Consider the following 20,841-nt stretch of genomic DNA (forward strand, 5'->3'; position numbering starts at 1 on the left):
TCAGGGCCGTGCGGGGATGTGGACGACGTCGATCTTTCCGAGGCCGTTCGTGTCGAAGAGCTTCCGGAGATAGTCAGCGAGTCTCTTCTCCGCGACAACCCAGCGCACGGGAGTCCTTCCGGCTGCGTCGAGCTGCCTTGCTGCCTGTGAGAGGATGCCGTCAGTGCCTTCGAAGAACCAGAGCGGTTCCAGGTTGGCATCGATGAATTTCGCGATGTTGGGGCCCTTGGCCTCCAGTAGGAAGCCTCCATCGAAGCCGTCAAAGTCCACGTAGTCTCTGGGGCCACTTCCGGTCTGGATTCGGTAGACCCAGCCTTCAGGGGCACCCGTGGTCTGGGACTGGTACCTCCGCGCAGGAAGCTTCATACCTTCGTTCTTCTGGTCCCACCGTCCGGGGCCCTGCGGAGGAGGTGGCCATGGCCTTGATGCATTGGCACCGCCCCCGCTGCCCGCGCCAGTGCTGGCCATGTGCAGGACATACAGTGCGCCGGCGCCCTCGCCCGCAACCGCGACCAATTGGCCTGCTGGGACCACCACCGCGCGCAGTGCCAGAGCGCCATCGGCGGCCAGTGAGAGCACAGGCACGCTCAACTGGCCCAGTCTGCTCCCGGCAGAAGCAAGGCGCGCACTGCCCACGCCGGCCGTGCCGCACGTCAGCAGCACGTTGGTCAGCAGCCTGGAGGCCTGCCGTACCTGCTCGCCATGAGGCAGTGCCCGGTACTGCTCCCAGTACTCGGGGCTGTTCTCAATCAGCGTGCGCACCGCCACGGGCAGCTTCGCCAGCCCAGCGAGGCTCTCCACCGGCTCCAGCACCAGCGTCACCACGCCGCCCACCACGTCCTCTACTGCCCGGCCCATCCCTTCGACTACTGGCCCCACCGTGCCCGTATCCGGCATGTAGCTGCCCGCCACGAGGGCGTCGGGATGGTGTCCAAGGTCATCCTCCAGCGGATACAGGTATGCATCTCCCCGCGTTCCGTAGAAAGGCCCTGCCTCGAATCCTTCGGCGCGCAGGGTGCCACCCGTCAGTTCCACCTCGCCCGCATGTTGGACGGCCGCGCCGGTGGTGGCACTCACCAGGTATCCATCCGGTCGCAGGACGAGCATTCCCGTATACCGCCGCATGCGGGCGTGCAGTTCTTCGCGTGGTACCGGCCTGCCAGTTTGAACCACACCCACCAACAGGTGCGCCGCCATGCGCCTCGGGCCCCAATCGCGCAGCGGAACCTCCGCTTCTAGCAGCCGCGTCAACAGCGCCGCTGCCTGTGGCGATGTCAGCTTCCGCCTGTCTCCGGGTAGCAAGGAGGGGGGAACGCCCGCCCGCACCATCAGGCCCTGGAACCAGTCAACGTCGACGAGCGACGACTCAATAGGGCCGAGCCTGCCTTGGGGGCGCTGCTCCAGTGCGCGTTGGTGCAGGAACTGTGACTGGGGCAGCGTCCCCATGCGGAGATGCCAGGAGAGAGGGTCGTCTATCGGCAAGGGCCCGCCCGTGCCGCAGCCGCTGAGCACCACCAGCAGCGCGAGGAGCGCACTGGCCAGGGGGTTCCAGGACGGACTTCCCGCTCTACGCCGTGGCTCCCGCATCAGCAGGAGCACTTCATACGCCACCTTCAGTACGCACGGGCAGAGAGTGTCTTCGGGTTCGTCCTCGCTCACGCCCGCGTGCGCGGTACCGGGGTAGCGCTTCATGCAGTGCCCATGACGAGGCGTGCAGAACTTCATGTCGCTGACGCAGCGTGTGCCGTTGAAGGCAAGCGCTGCGTCAGCCGGCGTGGGTTCAGGCGGTGGGCTTCGAGTTGGAGTGGTCGTTCGCCTTGCCCAGCAGGTAGCCGCCGTGGCTGATGGCGAGGAGCGCGACGAAGCCTTCCGAGAGCGGCGGCAGGCCGCCCGTCTTGCCCGCCATGACGGCCGAGGCGACGTCCATGAAGTAGCTCACCGCCGCGATGAGCGTGAAGTAGAACATCTGCACCTTGGCCAGGTCGACGTGGGCGGTGTTGCCGACCTCGTCTCCCTGGAACATGTCCGAGACGCGGGCGTCCTGGAGGCTCTTGTTGGCGTAGAGCGTGCCGTGGCAGTTCTCATGGATGTCGGTGGCGTCCTCGGCGAGCTGGGCGGAGGTGTTCAGCACCATCTTCTCGTCCGGCTTCCGGGAGCGCTTGGCGGCGAGGATGAGCGGCGTGCCCAGGAGTGAGGTGGTGGAGATGCCCATCGCCAGCCAGAGCTCCTGGGGGATGGCGATATCCACGGCCGCGGGCGTGCCCGCCTTCACTCGGGAGATGGCCATGGTCAGATAGCCGCCGACGACCAGCACCGTCCAGACGGCGGCCTGGACGCGGGAGAGGCTCATCAGGTTGCGCTCGTTGATGAGCACACCGAAGGGGGTTCCTGAAATCGTCTGTCCCAAGACGAGGAGGAACATCGCCAGCGCCCCCGTGGTCGCGACGTAGCTCCAACCAGGAGCCACGAACCATGCGGTGGCGACCACCGTCAGCGGCAGCGCGGCTGTGAGGAAGATGAGGCGGCTGTTCTCCGGCTGCGGAATGGAAATGACAGCGGCTTCCTGCTTCAGGTCTCCCACTGGAATGGCATTGGGCGCGTTCGAGTCCATGACTTCCCCCCGTGGTGGTGGAGGTCATGCTAACGAGCTGTCTGTCTTTCCGGTCTATGCGGGCTGGGACTCTCGACTGAAGGACAGTGGGTCAGACCCGAGGGCGGTGGACTCCCGTCGCACGCTTACGCCCGTGTGCGAGGAATCCCCAGCTTCTGGCGCTTCTCCCACAGCGCCTTGCGGCTGATGCCCAGGCGCTTCGCCAGTTCCGTCTCGCCCATGTGCTCCTGGTGCTCCAGCACGAAGCGGCGGAAGTACTCCTCAATCGAGTCCGGCGAGTCGTCCTCTGCCTCGGCACCACTCTCTACGACGTCAGCCGGAGTGCCCACGGCCTCGACGCCGCCCGCCGGCTCCAGCGCCAGCAGTTCCGGCGTCACCATCGGACTGTCCGCGAGGATGACGGCCCGCTCGATTGCGTTCTCCAGCTCGCGCACGTTGCCCGGCCAGGGATGCGACGTCAGCGCCAGCAGCGCGTCGGGAGAGAAGGTCGCCAACGGTCGGCCGAGCTGACGGCACGCCTTCTCCAGCAGGTGCTTCGCCAGCGCGGGAAGGTCCTCTCCGCGCTCTCGCAGCGGCGGCAACCGTATCTCCACCACCCGCAGCCGGAAGTAGAGGTCCTGCCGGAACGTCCCCTCCTGCACCCGGCGCGGCAAATCCCGGTGCGTCGCCGCCACGATTCGCACGTCCACCTTGCGCGGCCTTGTCGAGCCCACGCGCCGCACCTCGCCGTCCTGCAGCATGCGCAGCAGCCGCGCCTGCGCGGGCGCGGGCAGCTCGCCAATCTCGTCCAGGAAGAGCGTCCCTCCGTGCGCCGCCTCCACCAGTCCCGCGTGCGCCGCCTGCGCTCCCGTGAAGGCGCCCTTCTCGTGACCGAACAGTTCGCTCTCCAGCAGTCCCTCCGGAATGGCCGCGCAGTTCACCGCCACCAGCGGCCCGTCCGTCCGGGGGCTCTGCGCGTGAATCGCCCGGGCCACCAATTCCTTGCCCGTGCCGGACTCGCCCAGCACCAGCACTGTCGCGGGCGAGGGCGCCACCTTGCGGACGCGCTCGAACACCTCGCGCATCGCCGCGCAGCTTCCGACCATGCCGCTCACCGGATGCGCCTGCTCCACCTCGCGCTTCAGCGCTGCGTTCTGCCGCGCCAGCTTCCCCTCGCGCAGCACCCGCTCCACCTGCATCAACAGCTCGTCGTGGTCGAACGGCTTGGCGATGTAGTCCACCGCTCCCAGCTTCATCGCGTCCACGGCCGACTTCACCGTGGCGTAGCTCGTCATGATGAGCACCGGCACACCCGGGCACAGGGCAATCACGTCCGTCCCCGATGCTCCCGGCAGCCGCAGGTCCGACAGCACCAGGTCGAACGAGTCGAGCGCGTAGTCGCTCGACGCCTCCTGCACGCTGCCCGCCTCCGAGACGTCGTGGCCCGCGCGCACCAGCAGCCGGCGCAGCTCCGTGCGGATGATGGGCTCGTCCTCGATGACCAGGATGCGACTCATGCCAGGGCTCCCCGGCCGGACCGCACGCTCACGTCTTGCTGGCGCGGCTCTGGCAGGCTCACCGTCACGCTAGTGCCTCCCCCCGGCCGGCTGTCCACCTGCATCGCGCCTCCGTGCTCGCGGACGATGCCCGCCACCAGCGCCAGCCCCAGCCCCGTTCCCTCGCCTGGCTGCTTCGTGGTGAAGAAGGGCTCGAAGATGCGCTGGGTCAGCTCGGTGGGAATGCCAGGCCCCCGGTCCAGCACCGTCAGGCGCACGCGCTCGTTCCTGGCTTCCGCCTCCAGCTCCACCACCGCGCCGTCAGGAGATGCGTCGATGGCGTTGGTGAGCAGGTTGACCAGCACCTGCTCCAGCCGCTGCGGATCCGCCAGCACCTCCAACCCTTCCGGACAGCGGTGCTCGAAGCGCAGCCCCCGGTCCTTCCGCGAGCCGCGCGCCAGCCTCGCCAGCTGCACCGCCTCCGCCAGCAGCGGCCCCACCGCCACCCGCGTGAAGGGGCGCGCCTCGCCGCCCACCGTGCCCGCGTGGCTGAAGCCCACCAGCGCCCGCACAATCGCGTCGATGCGCCGGCACTGCTGGAGGATGAGCCCCACGCGCTCGCGCACCGCCTCCTCGTCGTCCAGGTCGTACTTGAGGTTCTGCGTCAGGCTGGCAATCGCCGTCAGCGGGTTGCCAATCTCGTGCGCCACGCCCGCCGCCACCCGTCCCAGCGAGGCCAGCCGGTCCTGGTGCGCCAGCCGCGCGTCCACCGCCTTGCGCTCCGTCAGGTCCTCCACCAGCAGCGCCATGCCCTCGGACGTGCTCCCTCGCTCCTCCGCCGCCGACAGCCGCGAGCGGTGCAGCCGCAGCACGCGCTCGCCTCCCGCCACCGTGACGCGCGCCTCCGTGTCCTCCTCCGCGCCGACCGAGAAGCCGGCCAGCAGCGGGCCCCAGGGCGCCGGGAGCGCCTCCAGCAGGTGTCCCCGCACCACGCCCGCCTCCACGCCCGCCAGTCGCTCCAGCGCCGCGTTCCAGATGACCACCTCGCCATCCGGGCCCACCGCGCACACGCCCAGCGGCAGGTCCTCCAGGATGCGCCGCAGGTAGCGCCGCACCGCCTCCAGCGCGAGCACCGGGCCGCCCTGCAGGCCGCGCGCGTCGCGCAGCCGCTCCTCCACGAAGCGGAGCTGCTCCGCCAGCGCGGTGCGCGCTCCGGGCTCCAGCCGCAGCGCCTCCTCCACCGCGAGCCGCGCCAGCACCGGGCCGATGAGCCCCGACAGGTTCCGCTCGATTCCGTCGCGCAGCCGCCGCAGCTCCGCGGGGCGGCGCTCGTCCGGGGGCAGCCCCAGCGCCTCCAGTGCCCGGTCCACCTCCGCCGCGGCGGCCTCCTTGCCCAGCAGCGGCGCCAGGCTCCGGCGGAACTCCTCCGGCGAGCCCGCCACCACGCCTCCCGAGGCCGGCGAGGGCGCCTCGCGCGTGCAGGCTCGCGCCGCCTCCGCCTCCCGCGCCGACTGCCGCGTGGCCAGCGACACCGCCACGAAGGCCAGGGTGTTGAGCGCCAGTGACGCGAAGGTGGCGAAGCCCCACGGCTCGTCCGACGGGAAGCCCAGCAGCACCGCCGCCCGGCGCGTCCACGCCACTACTCCGGGCGAGGCCCACAGCGGCACCACCAATGTCACCACCCACATCGCCGCGCCCACCCCCAGGCCCGAGAGCAGTCCCGCCCGCGTGCCGCGCTTCCAGAAGAGGAGCCCCAGTACGCCCGGAGCGAACTGCGCCACCGCCACGAAGGACACCAGCCCCAGGTCCACCAGCCCCGTGCCGCGCGTGTCCAGCAGCCGGTAGAAGCCGTAGCCCGCCAGGATGATGATGGCGATGAGCAGCCGGCGCGCCCAGAGGAGCCAGCCATACAGGTCCGGCTGGCCTCGCGCGTACCCCAGCGGCAGCACCAGGTGCGTGAGGCACATGGGCGCCAGCGCCAGCGTGGTGACGATGACCATGGCGCTCGCCGCGGACACGCCGCCCAGGAAGGCCACCAGCGCCAGTCCCGTGGCCCCGCGCGACGCGGGCACCGCCAGCACGTGGAAGTCCGCGGGCCAGGGCAGGCCCAGCGCGTCGCCGCTCCACAGCACCACCGGCACCACCAGGTTCATCACCAGCAGCAGCAGGGGCAGCGCCCAGGTGGCCGTGGCCCACGCGTCGCGCTCCGGGGCCTCGGTGAAGGCCACGTGGTAGCTCCGGGGCGTCAGGAAGGCCGCCGCGCAGGACAGCACCAGCAGCGGCGCCCAGGACGCGTCACGGGCCGGCCGCTGGAGCCCCTCCACCGCCTCCGGGTGCGCGTCCAGCCAGGCGCGCAGCCCGTCCACGCCGCCGAACACCGAGGACACCGCCCACACGCCCACCGCCACCAGCGCCACCACCTTCACCGCGGACTCGAAGGCGATGGCCAGCATCAGCCCCTCGTGCCGCTCGCGCGGGGTGAGGTGCCGTGCGCCGAAGAGGACGGAGAAGCCGGTGAGCACCGCGCAGAAGCCCAGGCCCACCAACGTGGGCGAGGCGGAGGGGCTGAGCACCTTCGCGGACTCCACGACGGCGCGCACCTGCAGCGCGAGGTAGGGCAGGCTGCCGGCCAGCATGAACAGCGTCACCGCCGTGCCGGTGGACTGTCCCGGGTAGCGGAAGGCCAGCACGTCCGCCAGCGACGTGAGCTGCAGTTCGCGCGTCAGCCGCAGCAGCGGGCGCCACAGCACCGGGGCCAGCAGGCACGCCAGCGTGACGCCCAGGTAGATGCCCAGGTAGCGGAAGCCGTGCCGCGCCGCGTACCCCACGCTGCCGAAGTAGGACCACGACGTGGCGTACACGCCCAGCGCGAGCGAGTAGACGAGCGGGTGCTGGGTGATGCGCGGAGGGATGACGCCCCGCTCCGCCGCGTACGCAACCAGGAACAGCACCAGCAGGTACGCAACGGACGCCGCGACGAGCGGGCCCAGCTCAAGCGTCATGGCCGCCGCTCCGGTGCGCCACCCAGCCGCCCAGGGCGATGACGCCCAGCCACACGACGAAGGGCAGGTACCCGGGCGCGCCCTCCGCCAGCCACAGTCGGCGCAGCGGGGAGCCGAAGAGGAGCACCGCGATGGCGAAGACGAGCAGCGACGGCATGGCCGGCGCGTCGGGCTCGGAGGGGCGCTTCATGGACGGACAGGATAGCAGCGGCGTGCCGACCCGGTAGCCCACCCCGGCCCGGGGCTGATAATCCAGGGCCTCCATGGCGGACGTCCCTCCCTTCTCCGAGCTCTCCCAGTTCACGCTGGACCGTCCCTCGCTCCGGCTGCTGCCGGAGTCCTTCTGCCGCCGCAACAAGGTGGCGGTGTTGGGCAGGGTGGACCCGGACGCGCCCGCCACACCGGTGACGGTGGGCATGGTGCAGCCGGAGAACCGAGTCATCCTCGAGCTCATCACCGACTTCCTGCGGCGCCCGCTCCAGCCCGTCCGCCTCAACCACTATGAAGTCGAGTCCGCGCTGGAGGTGGGCTTCGGCGCGGGGCCTCGCGTCACCGCGGACCTCACGCTCAAGGCGCGCGTGCCGCTGTCCCAGGACCCTTCGGCCGTGGAGTTGGTGGAGCACGTGCTCACCACCGCCGTGGAGCTGAAGGCCTCCGACATCCACGTGGAGGGCTACTTCGACGACGTCGACCTGCGCTATCGCGTCGACGGCATCCTCCACCAGTCGTACACGGACATCGATCCGCGCTCGCTGCCGGAGGTGGTCAGCCGCATCAAGCTGCTGGCGGGGCTGGACATCACCGAGCGCCGTCGCCCGCAGGACGGCCGCCTCCGGGCGCTTCTGGAGGGCACCGAGGGGCGCAAGCTGGTGGACTTCCGCGTCAGCGTGGTGCCCAGTCCCGTGGGCGAGGACGTGGTCATCCGCATCCTCGACTCCAGCGTGGGCCTGGTGCCCGTGGAGCGGCTGGGCATGTCGGAGGGCCTGCAGACGCTCTTCCTCCAGCTCCTGTCCAACCCGGAGGGGCTGGTGCTCGTCACCGGGCCCACGGGCAGCGGCAAGACGACGACGCTGTACTCGGCGCTGGCCCGCCTCAACGACGGCCGCAGGAAGATCATCACCGCCGAGGACCCCATCGAGTACTACGTCCCCAAGGTGAACCAGAAGCAGGTGACGCCGCAGATGCCGCACGCGACGCTGCTACGCGCCATGCTGCGGCAGGACCCCAACGTCATGCTGGTGGGCGAGGTCCGTGATTTGGAGACGGGCAGCATGGCCCTCACGGCGGCCTCCACCGGCCACGTGGTGCTGGGCACGCTGCACACCGCGGACGCGGTGGGCTCGGTGGCGCGGCTTCGCGGGCTGAAGCTGGACGACGTGGACATCAGCGACTCGCTGCTGGCGGTGCTGGCCCAGCGACTGGTGCGCCGCATCTGCGAGAAGTGCGTGGAGCCCGTGCGGCCCACCGAGGAGCAGGTGGCGCTGCTCGGCCGGCTGTTGGACGGGGTCCAGGCGCATGCGGGGAAGGGCTGCGAGGCGTGTCACCACACCGGCTACAAGGGCCGCTCCGGCATCTTCGAGCTGCTGCTGGTGGACCCGGACCTCCAGGAGCTCATCGCCCGGGGCGCCGCCACCGTGGAGCTGCGCCGCCACGCGCGCGCGCACGGCCTGAGGACGCTGGTGGAGGACGCGCTGGAAAAGGTGGGCGCGCGCACGACGACGCTCGCGGAGCTGGTGCGGGTGGTGCCATACCGTCACATCCTGGTCACCCGCGACGAGCGCGAGGTCGCCGGGTAGGATGCGCGCCCGAAGTCGAGGGTGGGGGACAACGCGATGATGACCGTCCAGGAGCTGCGAACGCTGAGCCGCCGCCTGACCGAGCCGTTCTTCTGCCGGCAGGTGGGGCCCTTCGTGCTGGTACAGAGGCCGCCCAGCCCGGTGATGGCGCAGCTGGCGCTGAAGATGGGCGCGGCGCGCACGACGATGGCGCGCGACATTCCCAGCCTGGAGCGGCAGCAGGTGGCCCTCTGGCTCCACTTCGACGCGCTCACCGTGGCCACGCTGCCGCCCGTGCGCGGGCAGGACGAGCTCACCGTGGGCCGCCAGCCGGACTGCGACCTGGTGGTCAACGAGCCCTCCGTCTCCAAGCGCCACGCGAAGCTCTGCTGGCATGGCCCGGAGGCGGGCTGCACCCTGGTGGACCTGAACTCCAGCAACGGCACCTTCATCAACGCGAAGGAGCTGGCGCCCGGTGGCGAGCTGCACGTGCGCGACGGCGACCTGCTGGGCTTCGGGGACGCGACGTTCGCCTTCCTGTACGCGCCGTCCTTCTACGCGAAGCTGCAGCGCGTCGGCACGTGAGCCGCGGCGCCAGGCTCGCACCCCGAGGCCCCTCCCGCTTCACGGGCCCCGGCACTATCTGAGCGCTGGGAGTCCTGGTCAGGGGAGCGTGGATGCAGGCCGCCGGAGACAGGGACGAGCGCTGGCTCAAGGGCACGACCTCCGGCACGCCGCAGACGCCCGAGGCGAAGGCCGAGCAGTCGCTGGAGACGCGGGAGCCCGAGGCCTCGCTGTGCTGCGCGCGCTGCGGCCACCCGGTGACTCGCGAGCGCCACCGCCTCGCCGTCAACGGCCGGCATGAGCACACGCGGGTGAATCCCTTCGGCTTCGTCTTCCACTTCGGCTGCTTCGCCCAGGCGGACGGCTGCGCGGTGGACGGCCCGCTGACGGCCGAGGAGACGTGGTTCCCGGGATTCGCCTGGCGGATTGCCCACTGCGGCGCGTGCGGCGCGCACCTGGGCTGGGCCTTCCAGGGCGAGGGCGCGTTCTTCGGCCTGCTGCTCGACAGGCTGACCCTCCCGTCCTGAGCGTGCTAGGCACCTACGACGCGCGACAGCGCGAACCGGGAGGGGATGCACGTGGAAACGAAGCCTGGGGACTTCGGGCCGCCGAGGGACGAGCAGGAGCTCGCCGCCGCCGCCGACATCATGATGCAGTCGTATGCCATGGCTCCGGCCGCGGCCACCGCCTGGACCCAGCGCGTGGGGCGCGAGAGCCTGCGCCTGCTGCGCGAGGGCGGGCACGTCGCGGGCACGCTCGTCTCCATCCCCATGGGCCAGTGGTACGGCGGGCGCGACGTGCCCATCGTCGGCGTGGGAGGCGTGGGCGTGTCCCCCATCCACCGTGGCCAGGGCACCGCCACCCGGCTGATGCAGCACCTGCTGCGCGAGGCCCGCGAGTCGGGCGCGCCGCTGTCCACCCTCTACCCCGCCACGCAGCCCCTCTACCGACGCGTGGGCTACGAGCACGCCGGCGCGAGGTATGAGGTCCGCGTCCAGATACCCATGCTGGACGTGAGCGAGCGCACCCTGACGCTGCGGCCCATCGAAGCGAAGGACGAGGCCGCCATCACCGCGTGCTACCAGGGCCAGGCCCAGACGCGGCAGGGCTGGCTGGCGCGGGGCCCCTACGTGTGGAGCCGCGTGTACGTGCCGCGCGACGGGACGGCCACCGGCTACCTGGTGGAGGGCGACTCGGGCGTGCAGGGCTACCTGTACGTCGTCCGCAAGTCGCTCGCCGGGTGGAAGCAGGAGCTGTTCCTCTCGGACGTGGTGGCCACCACGCCCGCTGCGGCGCGGCGCATCCTGGCCTTCCTCGGCGAGCACCGCTCCCTGGGCACGGAGGCGGTGTGGTACGGCGGGGCGGATGACCCGCTGCTCATGCTGCTGCGCGAGCAGAGCTACTCGGTGAAGCTGGACATGCACTGGATGGTGCGGGTGCTGGACGTGGCGAAGGCGCTGGAGGCGCGCGGCTGGCCCGCGGGGCTGTCCGGGGCGCTGCACCTGGAGGTGCAGGACGCGCTCCTCCCGGAGAATCACGGGCGCTTCGTGCTGGAGGTGTCCGACGGCGCGGCCCGCGTGAAGCGGGGCGGCGAGGGCCGGCTGCGGCTGGACGTGAAGGCCCTGGCGTCCCTGTACACGGGCTTCCACTCGGCGGAGGCGCTGCGGAGGGTGGGGGCGCTGGAGTCGGACGAGACCTCGGTGCGCTCGGCGGTGTCCCTCTTCCATGGGCCCCAGCCGTCCATCCGCGACATGTTCTGAGCGGGCCCCGGTGCGGAGCAGGGCCGGGTGGTGGTAGGAGCGCCCGGGACTTCATGACAGGGAGCAGTCGATGCGGGCATTCGTCACCGGTGGCTCGGGCTTCGTGGGCAGGCACCTCATCGCGACGCTGAAGGCGCGCGGGGACTCGGTGCGCGCGCTGGCGCGCTCCCCCGCCGCCATGGCGGCCGTCACGGAGGCGGGGGCCGAGGCCTTCGAAGGGGACCTGTCCGACGCGGACAAGCTGCGGCCCGGCATGGAGGGCTGCGACACCGTCTTCCACGCGGCGGCGTATGTGAAGGGGTGGGGGCCTCGCGAGGAGTTCTACGAGGCCAACGTGCGGGGCACGGAGCGCGTGCTGGAGGCTGCACGCTCGGCGGGCGTGAAGCGCCTGGTGCACGTCAGCACGGAGGCGGTGCTGGTGGACGGCACGCCGCTGGTGGGCGTCAACGAGACGTGGCCCGTGCCGGCGCGCCCCATCGGTGACTACCCCTCCACCAAGGCGGAGGCGGAGCGGCGGGTGCTGAGCGTGAGCTCCGCGGACTTCACCACCGTGGCGGTGCGCCCGCGCTTCATCTGGGGAAAGGGGGACACGTCGCTGCTGCCGGAGTTCATCAGCGCGGTGCGCGCGAAGCGCTTCGCGTGGTTCAGCGGCGGGCGCTACCTGTCCTCCACCTGCCACGTGGCCAACTGCGTGGAGGGCATGTTGCTGGCGGCGGAGAAGGGACGCGGCGGCGAGGCGTACTTCCTCACCGACGGCGAGCCGGTGGTGTTCCGCGACTTCATCACCGAGATGCTGAAGACGCAGGGCGTGGACGCGGGCACGCGCACGATGCCGTACGGCCTGGCGGCGACGATTGCCACCCTGGGGGACGTGCTGTGGGGTGCGTTCCACCTGAAGAGCCGGCCGCCCCTCACCCGCGCCGAGCTGCTGCTGGTGGGGCGCGAGGTGACGGTGAGCGACGCGAAGGCCCGCCAGGAGCTGGGCTATGAGGGCCGGATGACGCGCGAGGAGGGCCTGCGCGAAATGCGGATGGAGTACAAGGCGAATTCGCCGCGCACGCTGTGAGCGTCCGCCGGCCGGGCCCGTTCGAGCGGGCACCCGGCGGAGCAGTGCGCTAGCCTGCGCCGGTCGCCGTCGCCCGAGGAGGCAGCGCCATGCGCAGGTTCGAGTTCGTCGAGGGCAGCAGCTCCAAGTTCTGGGAGCCGGAGCTGAAGGGCAGCACCTTCATCGTCACGTTCGGCCGCATCGGCACCGCGGGCCAGCGCAAGGAGAAGGAGTTTCCCGACGAGGCCGGCGCCCGGCGCGAGTACGAGAAGAAGGTCGCGGAGAAGCAGCGCGAGGGCTATCGCGAAGTCACGGCGGGCGCCGAAGCCCCCCCGCCGCCCGCCACGCCCCAGAAGGCCCCGCTGCTCCGGCGCGTGCCGCGCGCCACCCCCACCCCCGAGGCCGTGAAGGCCGCCGCCGACGCGCTGGCCGCCCTGCGGGCCCGGCTCGGGTGGCGAAGCTGGGAGGTGACGTCGCGCGCCCGGCGTGCCCGGAGGGCCCTGCGCGCGCTCGGAGGCGTGGACCCCGCGGCGCACCCGGAGCTGGCGGGCACCTTCACCGCGCTGATGGAGCGCGTGGTGGTGGCGCCCAAGGAAGGTCGCCTGCCGCTGCGGCATGCGCTGTCGCTGCTGGGCGCCGTCGACGCGGCGGCCTTCCTCCGCGCCACCGAGGTCTGGCGGCGCGCGGGCTCCGCCGTCCCCGCCGCCACGGCGCTGGCCGGGCAGGCCACCTCGCTGGGCGAGCCGGAGCTGGCCCTGCGCCTGGGCATGCTGCTGGCCGAGCGGCCCGGCCTGAACGGTGCCCTCTCCGAGGAGGGCTGGGCGAAGCGCTGGGCGGAGCTGCGGCCACACGTGGAGTCGCACCTGTCGTCCGCGGGTGGCTCGCTGGCCGCCTGGGTCAAGGGCGTGGACGCGGGGGGTGATTCCCACCTCACCCGGAGGCTGGCCCGCCTGGAGGCCTAGGCCTGCGCGCCGGTGTTACCGTGCGGCGCATGACGAGCATCACCCCACGAGGGCTGCTGGCGGCGCTGCTGCTGCTGGCGGCGGGCTGTGCCTCCGAGAGCGGCGCGACGCGCGGAGGCGGTGCGGCGGACCCACGCGTGCAGGAGCTGGAGGCGCGCAACCAGGCGCTGCGCGAGGAGCTGCGGCGCAAGCAGGCCGAAATCGAGCAGTCCTTCCGCACCACCACACAGGCGGAGGGCACCGCCGGGCTGCAGGGCCTGGAGTGTGCCGGAGTCACGGCCGCGAGCACTCCCGCGAAGGGGATGCCGCGCTCGGGCACCGTCCACTCGCGGGTGAAGCTCAGCCACCGCGCCTTCCAGATGACGCCGAGCTTCTCCTCCTCCCGCAACGCCGGGGGCTGGAAGGTGTCCCCGGGCAACTGCCAGGTGTCCCCGCAATGAGCGCGCGACGGGGAAGGGGTGCCACGTGGGCGCTGCTGGCCGTCGCCGCGCTGCTGGGGGGCTGCGCGGTGGACCCGCGCGTGCGCATGAAGTCGCTGGAGGATGAGAACCGCCAGCTCACCCGGGAGGTGCAGGCCGCTGACCAGGCCGTGCAGGCCTCGGCCTCGTACCTGGCGGAGCTGCAGTCCCCGGCGAAGGCGGGCGGCGCCTTCTCGCTCTACTTCACGCCCGAGGCGCTGGAGCGGATGGCGGCGCAGATGGTGCCGTACCGGATGCCCGGCCGGGACTTCAACAGCAAGCTCAAGGGCGAAATCATCGTCGAGCGGGTGACCGACTTTCAGTTCCTCTCCCGCAACCGGCTGCGCTGCAAGGCGCACCTGCGTGGCGAGAAGGTGAAGTACACCGGCAGCGTGCCGTCCTTCGCGAAGGGACAGGTGAAGGACTTCGAGCAGGCCGTCACCAAGGGCGCCATCGCCGACCTGGAGGTGCAGCTCACGCTGGACGGCGCCCGCGTGCTGGCCCGCGCCGAGGCCACGGAAATCCGCCTCAGGGCGAAGCGGGACTCCAGCGCGGAGAGCCGCCTCCAGAGCGAGATGAACAAGAGCGCGCTCCGCCTGCCCCTCGTGTTCGACATGACGCTCCAGGCCAACGGCGCCGTGCCGCGCCGGCTGCTGGTGACGGGCAACCACGTCGTCGTCACCTACGCCCCGTAGCCGCGCTCAGCCCGGCCCGCCGGACGGGGACTCCTTGGCGGCGGAGCCCCGGGCGGGCGCGGTGTCCGGCTGCCGGTCGACTTCCTCCGTCGGGAAGTTGCCCGCGGCCTCCAGGTAGCGCCGGGGCTGGATGAGCCGGCGCTCGCGGCGCGTCAGGCCTTCCGGTTCAATGAGCTGGGGCTCGCCTCCCGCGGCGCGCTCCACGCGGTGTCCGTCACAGAAGCGCCACTCGATGCGGCCGTCCGCTTCCTGGCGCGCGTAGTACACGTCCGGCTGCCCCACCTTCGGCGCTGCCGGGCACCAGGTGCCGCGCGCGGACGCCTCCCGATTCGGTGCCTCCTCCTTCCACTGTCGCCGGGCCTCGTGCAGCGCCGCCGCCTCCAGCGCCGCGGGGGCCTGGGCGAGCCGGGCCCGCGTGGCCTCCACCAATTCCACGCCGCGCTGGGAGATTTCCGGAAACGCCCCGGAGCGGCGGAAGCCACACTCCTCCAGGCTCCGCAGGGTGCCGCGGTGCACCTCCAGCAGGGGTGGCAGCGTCCGGGTGGCTTCCTGGAGCAGCGCCAGTCGGGACGCATGCTCCGGTGCGTCCACGGCGGGAAGCTGCTCCGTCTCCCGGAGGAAGCGCGACAGCAGCCCGTTGACCGTCGTCAGCTCGTCCGCCAGCCACCGGGGCTCCGCGTCGCACGGGGAGGCCTTCGTCTCCCGGTAGTCCCGGTACTCCGCCCGGGACATGCCCAGCACATACCGCTGCACGGGAGGCGCGGGCCTCGCCGCGCAGGCGCCAAGCGCCACGCCCATTCCCAGGAGCACCAGCCGCTGAAGGGTCGACCTCATGCCCCGATTCTGGCACTTCATTTGAGCACAAACAAATGTCACGGGGCGTGTCAGTCGCGGGGACGACACCGGGCCGGCGCCAGGGCGCGCCGCCGCGCGCGTGCCCCGCTTTCGTGACGTTGGTGTGACAGGGGTGCAAGAACGAGGTGATGTGGAGGGGACTCCTTGTGGACATCAACGCCGCGCGAGAAGAGTCCTTCCAAGAGGTGCGAGTCGGTACATGACGCCCAGGGTCCTCATCATCATCGGGTTCCTCGCCGCGGTCGGCGGGGTGCTCTACCTGTCGTCCCAGCGCAACGCGGGCCTGCAGGGGGGCGGCTCCGAGCCGGGCGCGCGCGGCGAGGTGACGGAGATTTCCTTCCTCTACAGCACGGAGAAGAAGGACTGGGTGGAGGCCGCCGCGGCGACCTTCCAGCGCGAGCACCGGGACATCAAGCTCACCCTCGTCGGGCGCGGCTCGCTGGAGGCGGCGCAGGCCATCCTCGACGGCCGCGAGAAGCCCACCGTGTGGAGCCCCGCGGACAGCGCGGTGCTGCGCATGCTGGAGTCGGACTGGGCCACCGAACCCTCGCGCGGTCCGCTCTTCGCCACGAATGGAAACGAGGCTCCGCAGCCGTTGGTGATTACGCCGCTCGTCTTCGTGGTGTGGGAGGACCGGGCGGAGGTGCTGCAGAAGGCCAACCAGGGCCAGACGGTGTCGTGGAAGGCCATCCACAAGGCGGTGGCGAGCGACCAGGGCTGGTCCGCCATCGGAGGCAAGCCGGACTGGGGCTTCGTGAAGCTGGGCCACACGGACCCGACGCGCTCCAACTCAGGGCTCCAGGCGCTGCTGCTGGCGACGATGGAGTTCTACAACAAGCGCAGCGGCCTGACGGAGCGCGACCTGCTGGACCCGAAGTACCAGGACTGGATGCGGCAGCTGGAGAAGGGCGTCACGCGCTTCGAGACCTCCACGGGCACCTTGATGACGGACATGGTCCGCTTCGGCCCGTCCCGGTACGACATCGCCGTGGTGTACGAGAACCTGGCGATTTCACAGATTGCCAACGCACAGGGCCGGTGGGGCAACCTGAGGGTGTACTACCCGGCGCTCACGCTCTGGAGCGACCACCCGGCGGCGGTGCTGCAGGGTGACTGGGTGACGCCGAGGCAGAAGGCCGCGGCGCTGGAGTGGCTTCGTTACCTGCGCAGCCGGCCCGTGCAGGAGCGCGCGCTGGCGTTCGGCTTCCGGCCCGCGGACCCGGCGGTGCCACTGAAGACGCAGGACGTCGCCAACCCCTTCACGCGGCTGGCGCCCCACGGCATCCAGGTGGACGTGCCGCCGGTGGCGGAGGTTCCGGAGGGGTCGGTGGTCCGCAGCCTGCTGACCCTGTGGTCCCACCTGGTGGCCGCGTCGCGGTAGTGAGGCAGGGCTGAGCAGGTTGCTCCCAAGCGCCCCGCCAGCCCGCCCTCCCTCCAGGCGGACAGGCCACTGCTGCGCGTGGTGACCCGTCACAAGCCCCGTGCACCCTCCCTGCCACGGCACCTGGCTGTCGGCGCGGGCTCGCCGCTTCGCGGTCCAGGCAGCCAGACGGCGACAGGGCAGGTGTCCCTGTTCGCACCGCCTGTGCGCCGCCACCTTGCCGGGGCGGAGGGGAGGGTTGCATATGACATCCTATTGCAGCGTGGGAAGGGGCTTCGCCGTGCTGTCCCTGCTGATGCTGGTGGTGGTGCCGCGGGCACAGGCCTTCAGCGACGCGGACGCGGTGAGGGTGATTGGCTTTGCGCGCTCACAGCTCGCGGACACCACGCGGGAGATGCCGGACGCGACGTGGTCTCCGAAGGCGGCCCTGTCGGATGGGACGTGGACCCGGGAACCCAACACGGACCTCATCGAGTGGACGCAGGGCTTCTTCCCCGGAAGCATGTGGTTCATGTACCAGGTGGGGAGTGAGCCCCTGTGGCGGGACAGGGCAGACCGCTGGACGCGGCCCCTGGAGCTCCAGAAGACGAACCGTCAGACGCACGACCTGGGCTTCAAGCTGTTCCTGAGCTTCGGCAATGCGTACCGGCTCACCGGAAACAGCTACTACCGCGGCGTCCTGCTCACGGCCGCCGAGTCGCTCGCGTCCCGTTACAACTCCCAGGTCGGCATCATCAGCTGCTGCGACTGGAACTCCGCCTGGCAGGTCCCGCTCGTCACCGACACGATGGTGAACCTGGAGCTGCTGCTGTGGGCGTCACAGAACGGCGGGCGGCCCGAGTGGAGGACGATGGCCGTCAACCACGCGCTCCGCACGCTCCAGGACGCGGTGCGTCCGGACGGCAGCTCCTTCCACTACGTGGACTACAGCCGCACCACGGGGGCCATCCGCTCCAAGGGCACGTTCCAGGGCTACTCGGCCAGCTCCACGTGGGCGCGCGGGCATGCGTGGCTCATCTACGGGTACACCATGGTGTACCGGTACACGGGCGACACGCGGATGCTCGACGCGGCGCGGAAGGTGACGGACTGGTACCTGGCCCGGGTGCCGGCGGACATGGTGCCCAACTGGGACTTCAACGCCCCCAGCCAGCAGAAGGACTCGTCCGCGGCGGCCATCGTCGCCTCCGCGCTGCTGGAGCTGAGCAGCCTGGAGACGGACGCCACCCGCAGGACGCGCTACCGGGACGCGGCGCTGCGCACGCTCGACTCGCTGGCGTCGCCCGCCTACTCCGCGGAAGGCACCAACAGCCCGGGCCTGCTGCTGCACGGCGTGGGGCACCTGCCGGCGGGGCGGGAAATCAACACCACCCTCATCTACGGCGACTACTACTTCCTGGAGGCGGTGCTGCGCTTCAACCCGCGGCCGCCGTACCCCTGGTACTCGAAGACGTCCTTCTTCGAGAGCCAGCACCTGCTCGGCTCCACCAACACCGGCCTGCGCACCATCGAGTTCGACATCAACCCGCGCGCCTCGCCGCAGGACGGCACCGTGGGCTACGCGGACAGCTCCACGGAGGTGGCGGGGTACGGAAGCCTGTCGATGACGGTGCGCATGAACCCGGACGGCTACTTCGACGTGCGCAACGGCGGGGGCTACGCCACGCTCACCCGGGTGCCCTATGTCTCCGGGCAGACGTACCACGTGCGCATCCGCGCGGACCTCACCGCGCAGCGCTACAGCGTCTGGGTCCGTCCGCCCGGAGGCAGCGAAGTCCAGATTGCCAGCAACTACGTCTTCCGCACGGGCGCTCCGGCCATCAATGACCTCGGCCGCGTCTCGGTGAGGACGGTCATCAGTGACAGCGACTTCCGCGTGCTGGGGCACACGGTGACGGCCGGCGCGTCCGCGAGTGTGCTGGCCCCCCGTCCTGGAAAGGATGACCCGGTGCTCTCCGAAGCGCTGCTGGATGCCACGGGCGTCTTCGAGCGCAGGGACGCGGTGCTTTCCGCGGGGGAGGAGGGCGGCACGGCTTCACGCGAGGGGGACGGTCCTCCGGGAGTGGTGCAGGACGCCGCGGAGCCGCCGGCCCCTCAGCCCCCGCCCGAGGAGGGCGTCGCTCCGGAGGTGCCCGCGGTGGTGGGTGACGACGGCGAGGGCCCGGGTGGGTGTGGTGTCACGACGGCGGTGCCACTCCCGCTGGCCCTGCTCGCGCTGCTGGGCTTGTCCCTACGTGCGAGGCGGAAGCGGCTGGCCCGGAGCTGAGCCCCGCCTGTGTGATGAACGCCGGCCTCCATCCGCCACGGTGACGCGGATGGGGGCCGCCGCTTTTCCGCGCCTCCCATTCCGACGAGAGACAGCCGGCACCCTTCAGATCATCCCGTCCCAGCCGTGGTCGTTCCGGCGGAAGGCCTCGCGGATGGTGTCGACGAGGTCCGCGGGCAGCGGGCCCTGCTCCAGCGTCCGCAGGTTGCGCCGCAGGTTGTCCAGCCGCCCGGTGCCCACGATGCAGGTGGACACGCCGGGCACGTACGCAGTGAAGCGCAGCGCCAACTCGCCCCAGTCCAGGCCGCGCGAGTCCAGCGCCAGGGTCCGCATCCGGTGCCAGTACTCGCCGATATCGTGCGCGCCGGGACGCTCGTGGAACCGCCACGGCGCATTGCCCAGGGGCCGCTTGGCGATGACCCCCACGCCACGCTCCCGGGCCTGCGCGAGTCCCCGGTCGATGACGCGCTGGTCGAACAGGTTGACGGAGGTCTGCACCACGGTGAAGGCACCCGTGCCCAGCGCGTACTCCAGCGCGGCGTTGTCTCCGGAGTAGGCGGCGGCGCGCACCTTGCCTGCCTCCACGGCGCGCACCAGGGCGTCAATCAGCCCGGGCCGCTGGAGCGTCTCCACCGGGCACGAGTGGAAGTGCACCACGTCGAGCACGTCCGTGCGCAGCCGCTGGAGGGCCTGGTCCACGCCACGGGTGATGCACTCGGGCGTCCAGTCCTCCACGCCGGGCACGCCGTAGCCGCACTTGGTGGACAGGACGAACTCGGAGCGGCGACTGTGCAGGTGCCGGCCGATGCGCTCCTCCGACAGTCCGTAGCCGGGCGCCGTGTCGATGAGGTTGAGGCCCGCGTCCAGCACGCCGTGCAGCAGCGCGGCGGCGTCTGTCTCGGGCAGGTCCGGACTGCCCACGTGACCCGCGCCGAAGCCGAGCACGGACACCTCGAGTCCCGTCCTTCCCAGGGGGCGACGCTCCATCACCATGAACCTCCTCGCGCGGCCGGGCGGCGGCGGCCACGGTCCGGAATGAGGCGCGCAGCATGGCACGCGAGCCGTGGCGTGGCATCCAGCGAGGCCACGCCATGCCCCACGGCGGGACGACGTCGGGCGCTACCGTCCGCCGCGCGCGGCCAGGTCGATGAAGCCGCGAATCCAGGTGAGGTTCACCGCGTGGCACTTCGCCAGCGGCGTGGGCGTGGTGGTCTCCAGCGCGGCGGCGTAGGGCACGCCCTGGCGCATGTACCAGTCGGTGATGCTGCCGTCGTGGTACTCGATGAGGCCGTCCGCGTCGGTGAAGTTGTTCTCGTCCACCTTCTGGTTGCGCACCACGGTGACGTGGCGGGCGCACGTGTCCACCAGCGGGCGGAACGCGGCCTTGTCCCCGAAGGTGTACGCGTACGTCGCCTCGCCGCCCAGGTAGTTGTCCTGGTGGATGTCGAGCGCGGCGTTCGGCGGCGGGAAGCGCGCCAGGTCGCCACGCACGGCCCGCGTCTCCTTGGGGCCGCCGTCGTACAGCACCCAACGGAGGATGGGCTGCGGGCGGCTCAGCTCGCCCTTCCACTCGCCGGCGGTCACTTCGTACCGGAGGAAGTCGTTGTTGGGTTTCTCACCGCTGCGGTTGTAGCGGGTGCCGTCCTCGAAGCCGGACGGGTTGATGCACGGGTAGACGCGCAGGCCCACGCCGCGCTCCCGGGCGTAGGCCACCACTTCCGGGAAGTGCTCGGCCAGCGTCAGCGGGCCGGCGGGTTCCTCCCCATGGAAGCCCGAGGTGATGACCAGCCAACGGTCGCCCGGGACGGTGAGGCGGAAGAGCGGGTAGTCCTGGCCGCCTTCCGTGACGCGGCCGTACTCGGCCACCTCGGCGAGCGTCACGAAGGAGCGGATGCGCTGGGCATAGTCGGTGTAATTCACGCACCTAAACTAGCCGTGGCCAGACCCGGCGCCCACCCGTTTCCACCTTCCGTACAGGGCCGGGGCGTTCAG

The 20,841-nt window shown here is 71.3% G+C and carries 18 protein-coding genes; 10 read left to right on the forward strand and 8 right to left on the reverse strand.

The genetic code is table 11. From position 1 onward, the window contains the following. From G4D85_RS08175 to G4D85_RS08195, 5 genes are all read right to left on the reverse strand, one after another. On the reverse strand, positions 1 to 1,692 hold the full coding sequence (locus tag G4D85_RS08175; RefSeq protein ID WP_164009739.1) for a Tox-REase-5 domain-containing protein: 1,692 nt from the start codon (positions 1,690 to 1,692) through the stop codon (positions 1 to 3). 88 nt (positions 1,693 to 1,780) lie between these two features. Next, on the reverse strand, positions 1,781 to 2,611 hold the full coding sequence (locus G4D85_RS08180; protein ID WP_164009741.1) for a hypothetical protein: 831 nt from the start codon (positions 2,609 to 2,611) through the stop codon (positions 1,781 to 1,783). A gap of 125 nt (positions 2,612 to 2,736) precedes the next feature. Continuing rightward, the gene (locus G4D85_RS08185; protein WP_164009743.1) at positions 2,737 to 4,107 is read right to left on the reverse strand and encodes a sigma-54-dependent transcriptional regulator; all 1,371 of its coding nucleotides are present in this window, start codon (positions 4,105 to 4,107) and stop codon (positions 2,737 to 2,739) included. After that, a complete protein-coding gene (locus G4D85_RS08190) occupies positions 4,104 to 7,088 on the reverse strand; it encodes an ATP-binding protein (protein WP_164009745.1) in 2,985 nt (994 codons plus the stop codon). Before G4D85_RS08190 ends, G4D85_RS08185 begins: the two co-directional genes overlap by 4 nt. Beyond that, positions 7,078 to 7,353 carry a hypothetical protein gene (locus G4D85_RS08195; RefSeq protein WP_240359145.1) on the reverse strand — a complete coding sequence of 92 codons (276 nt, stop codon included), beginning with the start codon at positions 7,351 to 7,353 and terminating at the stop codon, positions 7,078 to 7,080. Before G4D85_RS08195 ends, G4D85_RS08190 begins: the two co-directional genes overlap by 11 nt. On the opposite strand from G4D85_RS08195, the gene G4D85_RS08200 reads away from it, so the two are divergent. From G4D85_RS08200 to G4D85_RS08235, 8 genes are all read left to right on the forward strand, one after another. After that, the gene (locus G4D85_RS08200; RefSeq protein WP_164009747.1) at positions 7,352 to 8,884 is read left to right on the forward strand and encodes a GspE/PulE family protein; all 1,533 of its coding nucleotides are present in this window, start codon (positions 7,352 to 7,354) and stop codon (positions 8,882 to 8,884) included. The two genes, G4D85_RS08195 and G4D85_RS08200, sit on opposite strands and share 2 nt — an antisense overlap. A 36-nt stretch (positions 8,885 to 8,920) precedes the next feature. Next, on the forward strand, positions 8,921 to 9,448 hold the full coding sequence (locus G4D85_RS08205; protein WP_164009749.1) for an FHA domain-containing protein: 528 nt from the start codon (positions 8,921 to 8,923) through the stop codon (positions 9,446 to 9,448). 92 nt (positions 9,449 to 9,540) lie between these two features. After that, a complete protein-coding gene (locus G4D85_RS08210; RefSeq protein WP_164009751.1) occupies positions 9,541 to 9,954 on the forward strand; it encodes a cereblon family protein in 414 nt (137 codons plus the stop codon). 45 nt (positions 9,955 to 9,999) lie between these two features. After that, a complete protein-coding gene (locus G4D85_RS08215) occupies positions 10,000 to 11,187 on the forward strand; it encodes a GNAT family N-acetyltransferase (RefSeq protein ID WP_164009753.1) in 1,188 nt (395 codons plus the stop codon). 70 nt (positions 11,188 to 11,257) lie between these two features. Further along, positions 11,258 to 12,253: an NAD-dependent epimerase/dehydratase family protein gene (locus G4D85_RS08220; RefSeq protein WP_164009755.1), complete on the forward strand. Its 996-nt coding sequence runs from the start codon at positions 11,258 to 11,260 to the stop codon at positions 12,251 to 12,253. Between the two features lie 89 nt (positions 12,254 to 12,342). Beyond that, positions 12,343 to 13,194, forward strand: a complete 852-nt coding sequence (locus G4D85_RS08225; protein ID WP_164009757.1) for a WGR domain-containing protein — start codon at positions 12,343 to 12,345, stop codon at positions 13,192 to 13,194. 29 nt (positions 13,195 to 13,223) lie between these two features. Beyond that, on the forward strand, positions 13,224 to 13,634 hold the full coding sequence (locus G4D85_RS08230) for a hypothetical protein (RefSeq protein WP_164009759.1): 411 nt from the start codon (positions 13,224 to 13,226) through the stop codon (positions 13,632 to 13,634). After that, complete coding sequence (locus G4D85_RS08235) at positions 13,631 to 14,347, forward strand: hypothetical protein (protein ID WP_164009761.1); 717 nt, start codon at positions 13,631 to 13,633, stop codon at positions 14,345 to 14,347. The genes G4D85_RS08230 and G4D85_RS08235 overlap by 4 nt, the downstream gene beginning before the upstream one ends. Before the next feature lie 6 nt (positions 14,348 to 14,353). On the opposite strand, the gene G4D85_RS08240 is transcribed toward G4D85_RS08235, so the two are convergent. Continuing rightward, positions 14,354 to 15,181, reverse strand: coding sequence for a hypothetical protein (locus G4D85_RS08240; RefSeq protein WP_240359146.1), 828 nt, complete (start codon positions 15,179 to 15,181; stop codon positions 14,354 to 14,356). Positions 15,182 to 15,401: 220 nt separating this feature from the next. Here G4D85_RS08240 and G4D85_RS08245 point away from each other — a divergent pair, with 220 nt between their 5' ends. Both G4D85_RS08245 and G4D85_RS08250 read left to right on the forward strand, forming a co-directional pair. Then, positions 15,402 to 16,583, forward strand: a complete 1,182-nt coding sequence (locus tag G4D85_RS08245) for a substrate-binding domain-containing protein (protein WP_164009765.1) — start codon at positions 15,402 to 15,404, stop codon at positions 16,581 to 16,583. Between the two features lie 244 nt (positions 16,584 to 16,827). Next, on the forward strand, positions 16,828 to 18,849 hold the full coding sequence (locus G4D85_RS08250; protein WP_205525468.1) for a glycoside hydrolase family protein: 2,022 nt from the start codon (positions 16,828 to 16,830) through the stop codon (positions 18,847 to 18,849). Between the two features lie 105 nt (positions 18,850 to 18,954). Here G4D85_RS08250 and G4D85_RS08255 read toward each other — a convergent pair whose 3' ends face one another. Then, positions 18,955 to 19,836 (reverse strand): aldo/keto reductase, encoded by an 882-nt coding sequence (locus tag G4D85_RS08255; RefSeq protein WP_164009767.1) that lies wholly within the window; start codon positions 19,834 to 19,836, stop codon positions 18,955 to 18,957. A 132-nt stretch (positions 19,837 to 19,968) separates the two neighbouring features. Next, a complete protein-coding gene (locus G4D85_RS08260) occupies positions 19,969 to 20,769 on the reverse strand; it encodes a M14 family metallopeptidase (RefSeq protein ID WP_164009769.1) in 801 nt (266 codons plus the stop codon). Positions 20,770 to 20,841: the final 72 nt, after the last annotated feature.

Origin of the sequence: Pyxidicoccus trucidator, assembly GCF_010894435.1 — a bacterium.
GTDB lineage: Bacteria > Myxococcota > Myxococcia > Myxococcales > Myxococcaceae > Myxococcus > Myxococcus trucidator.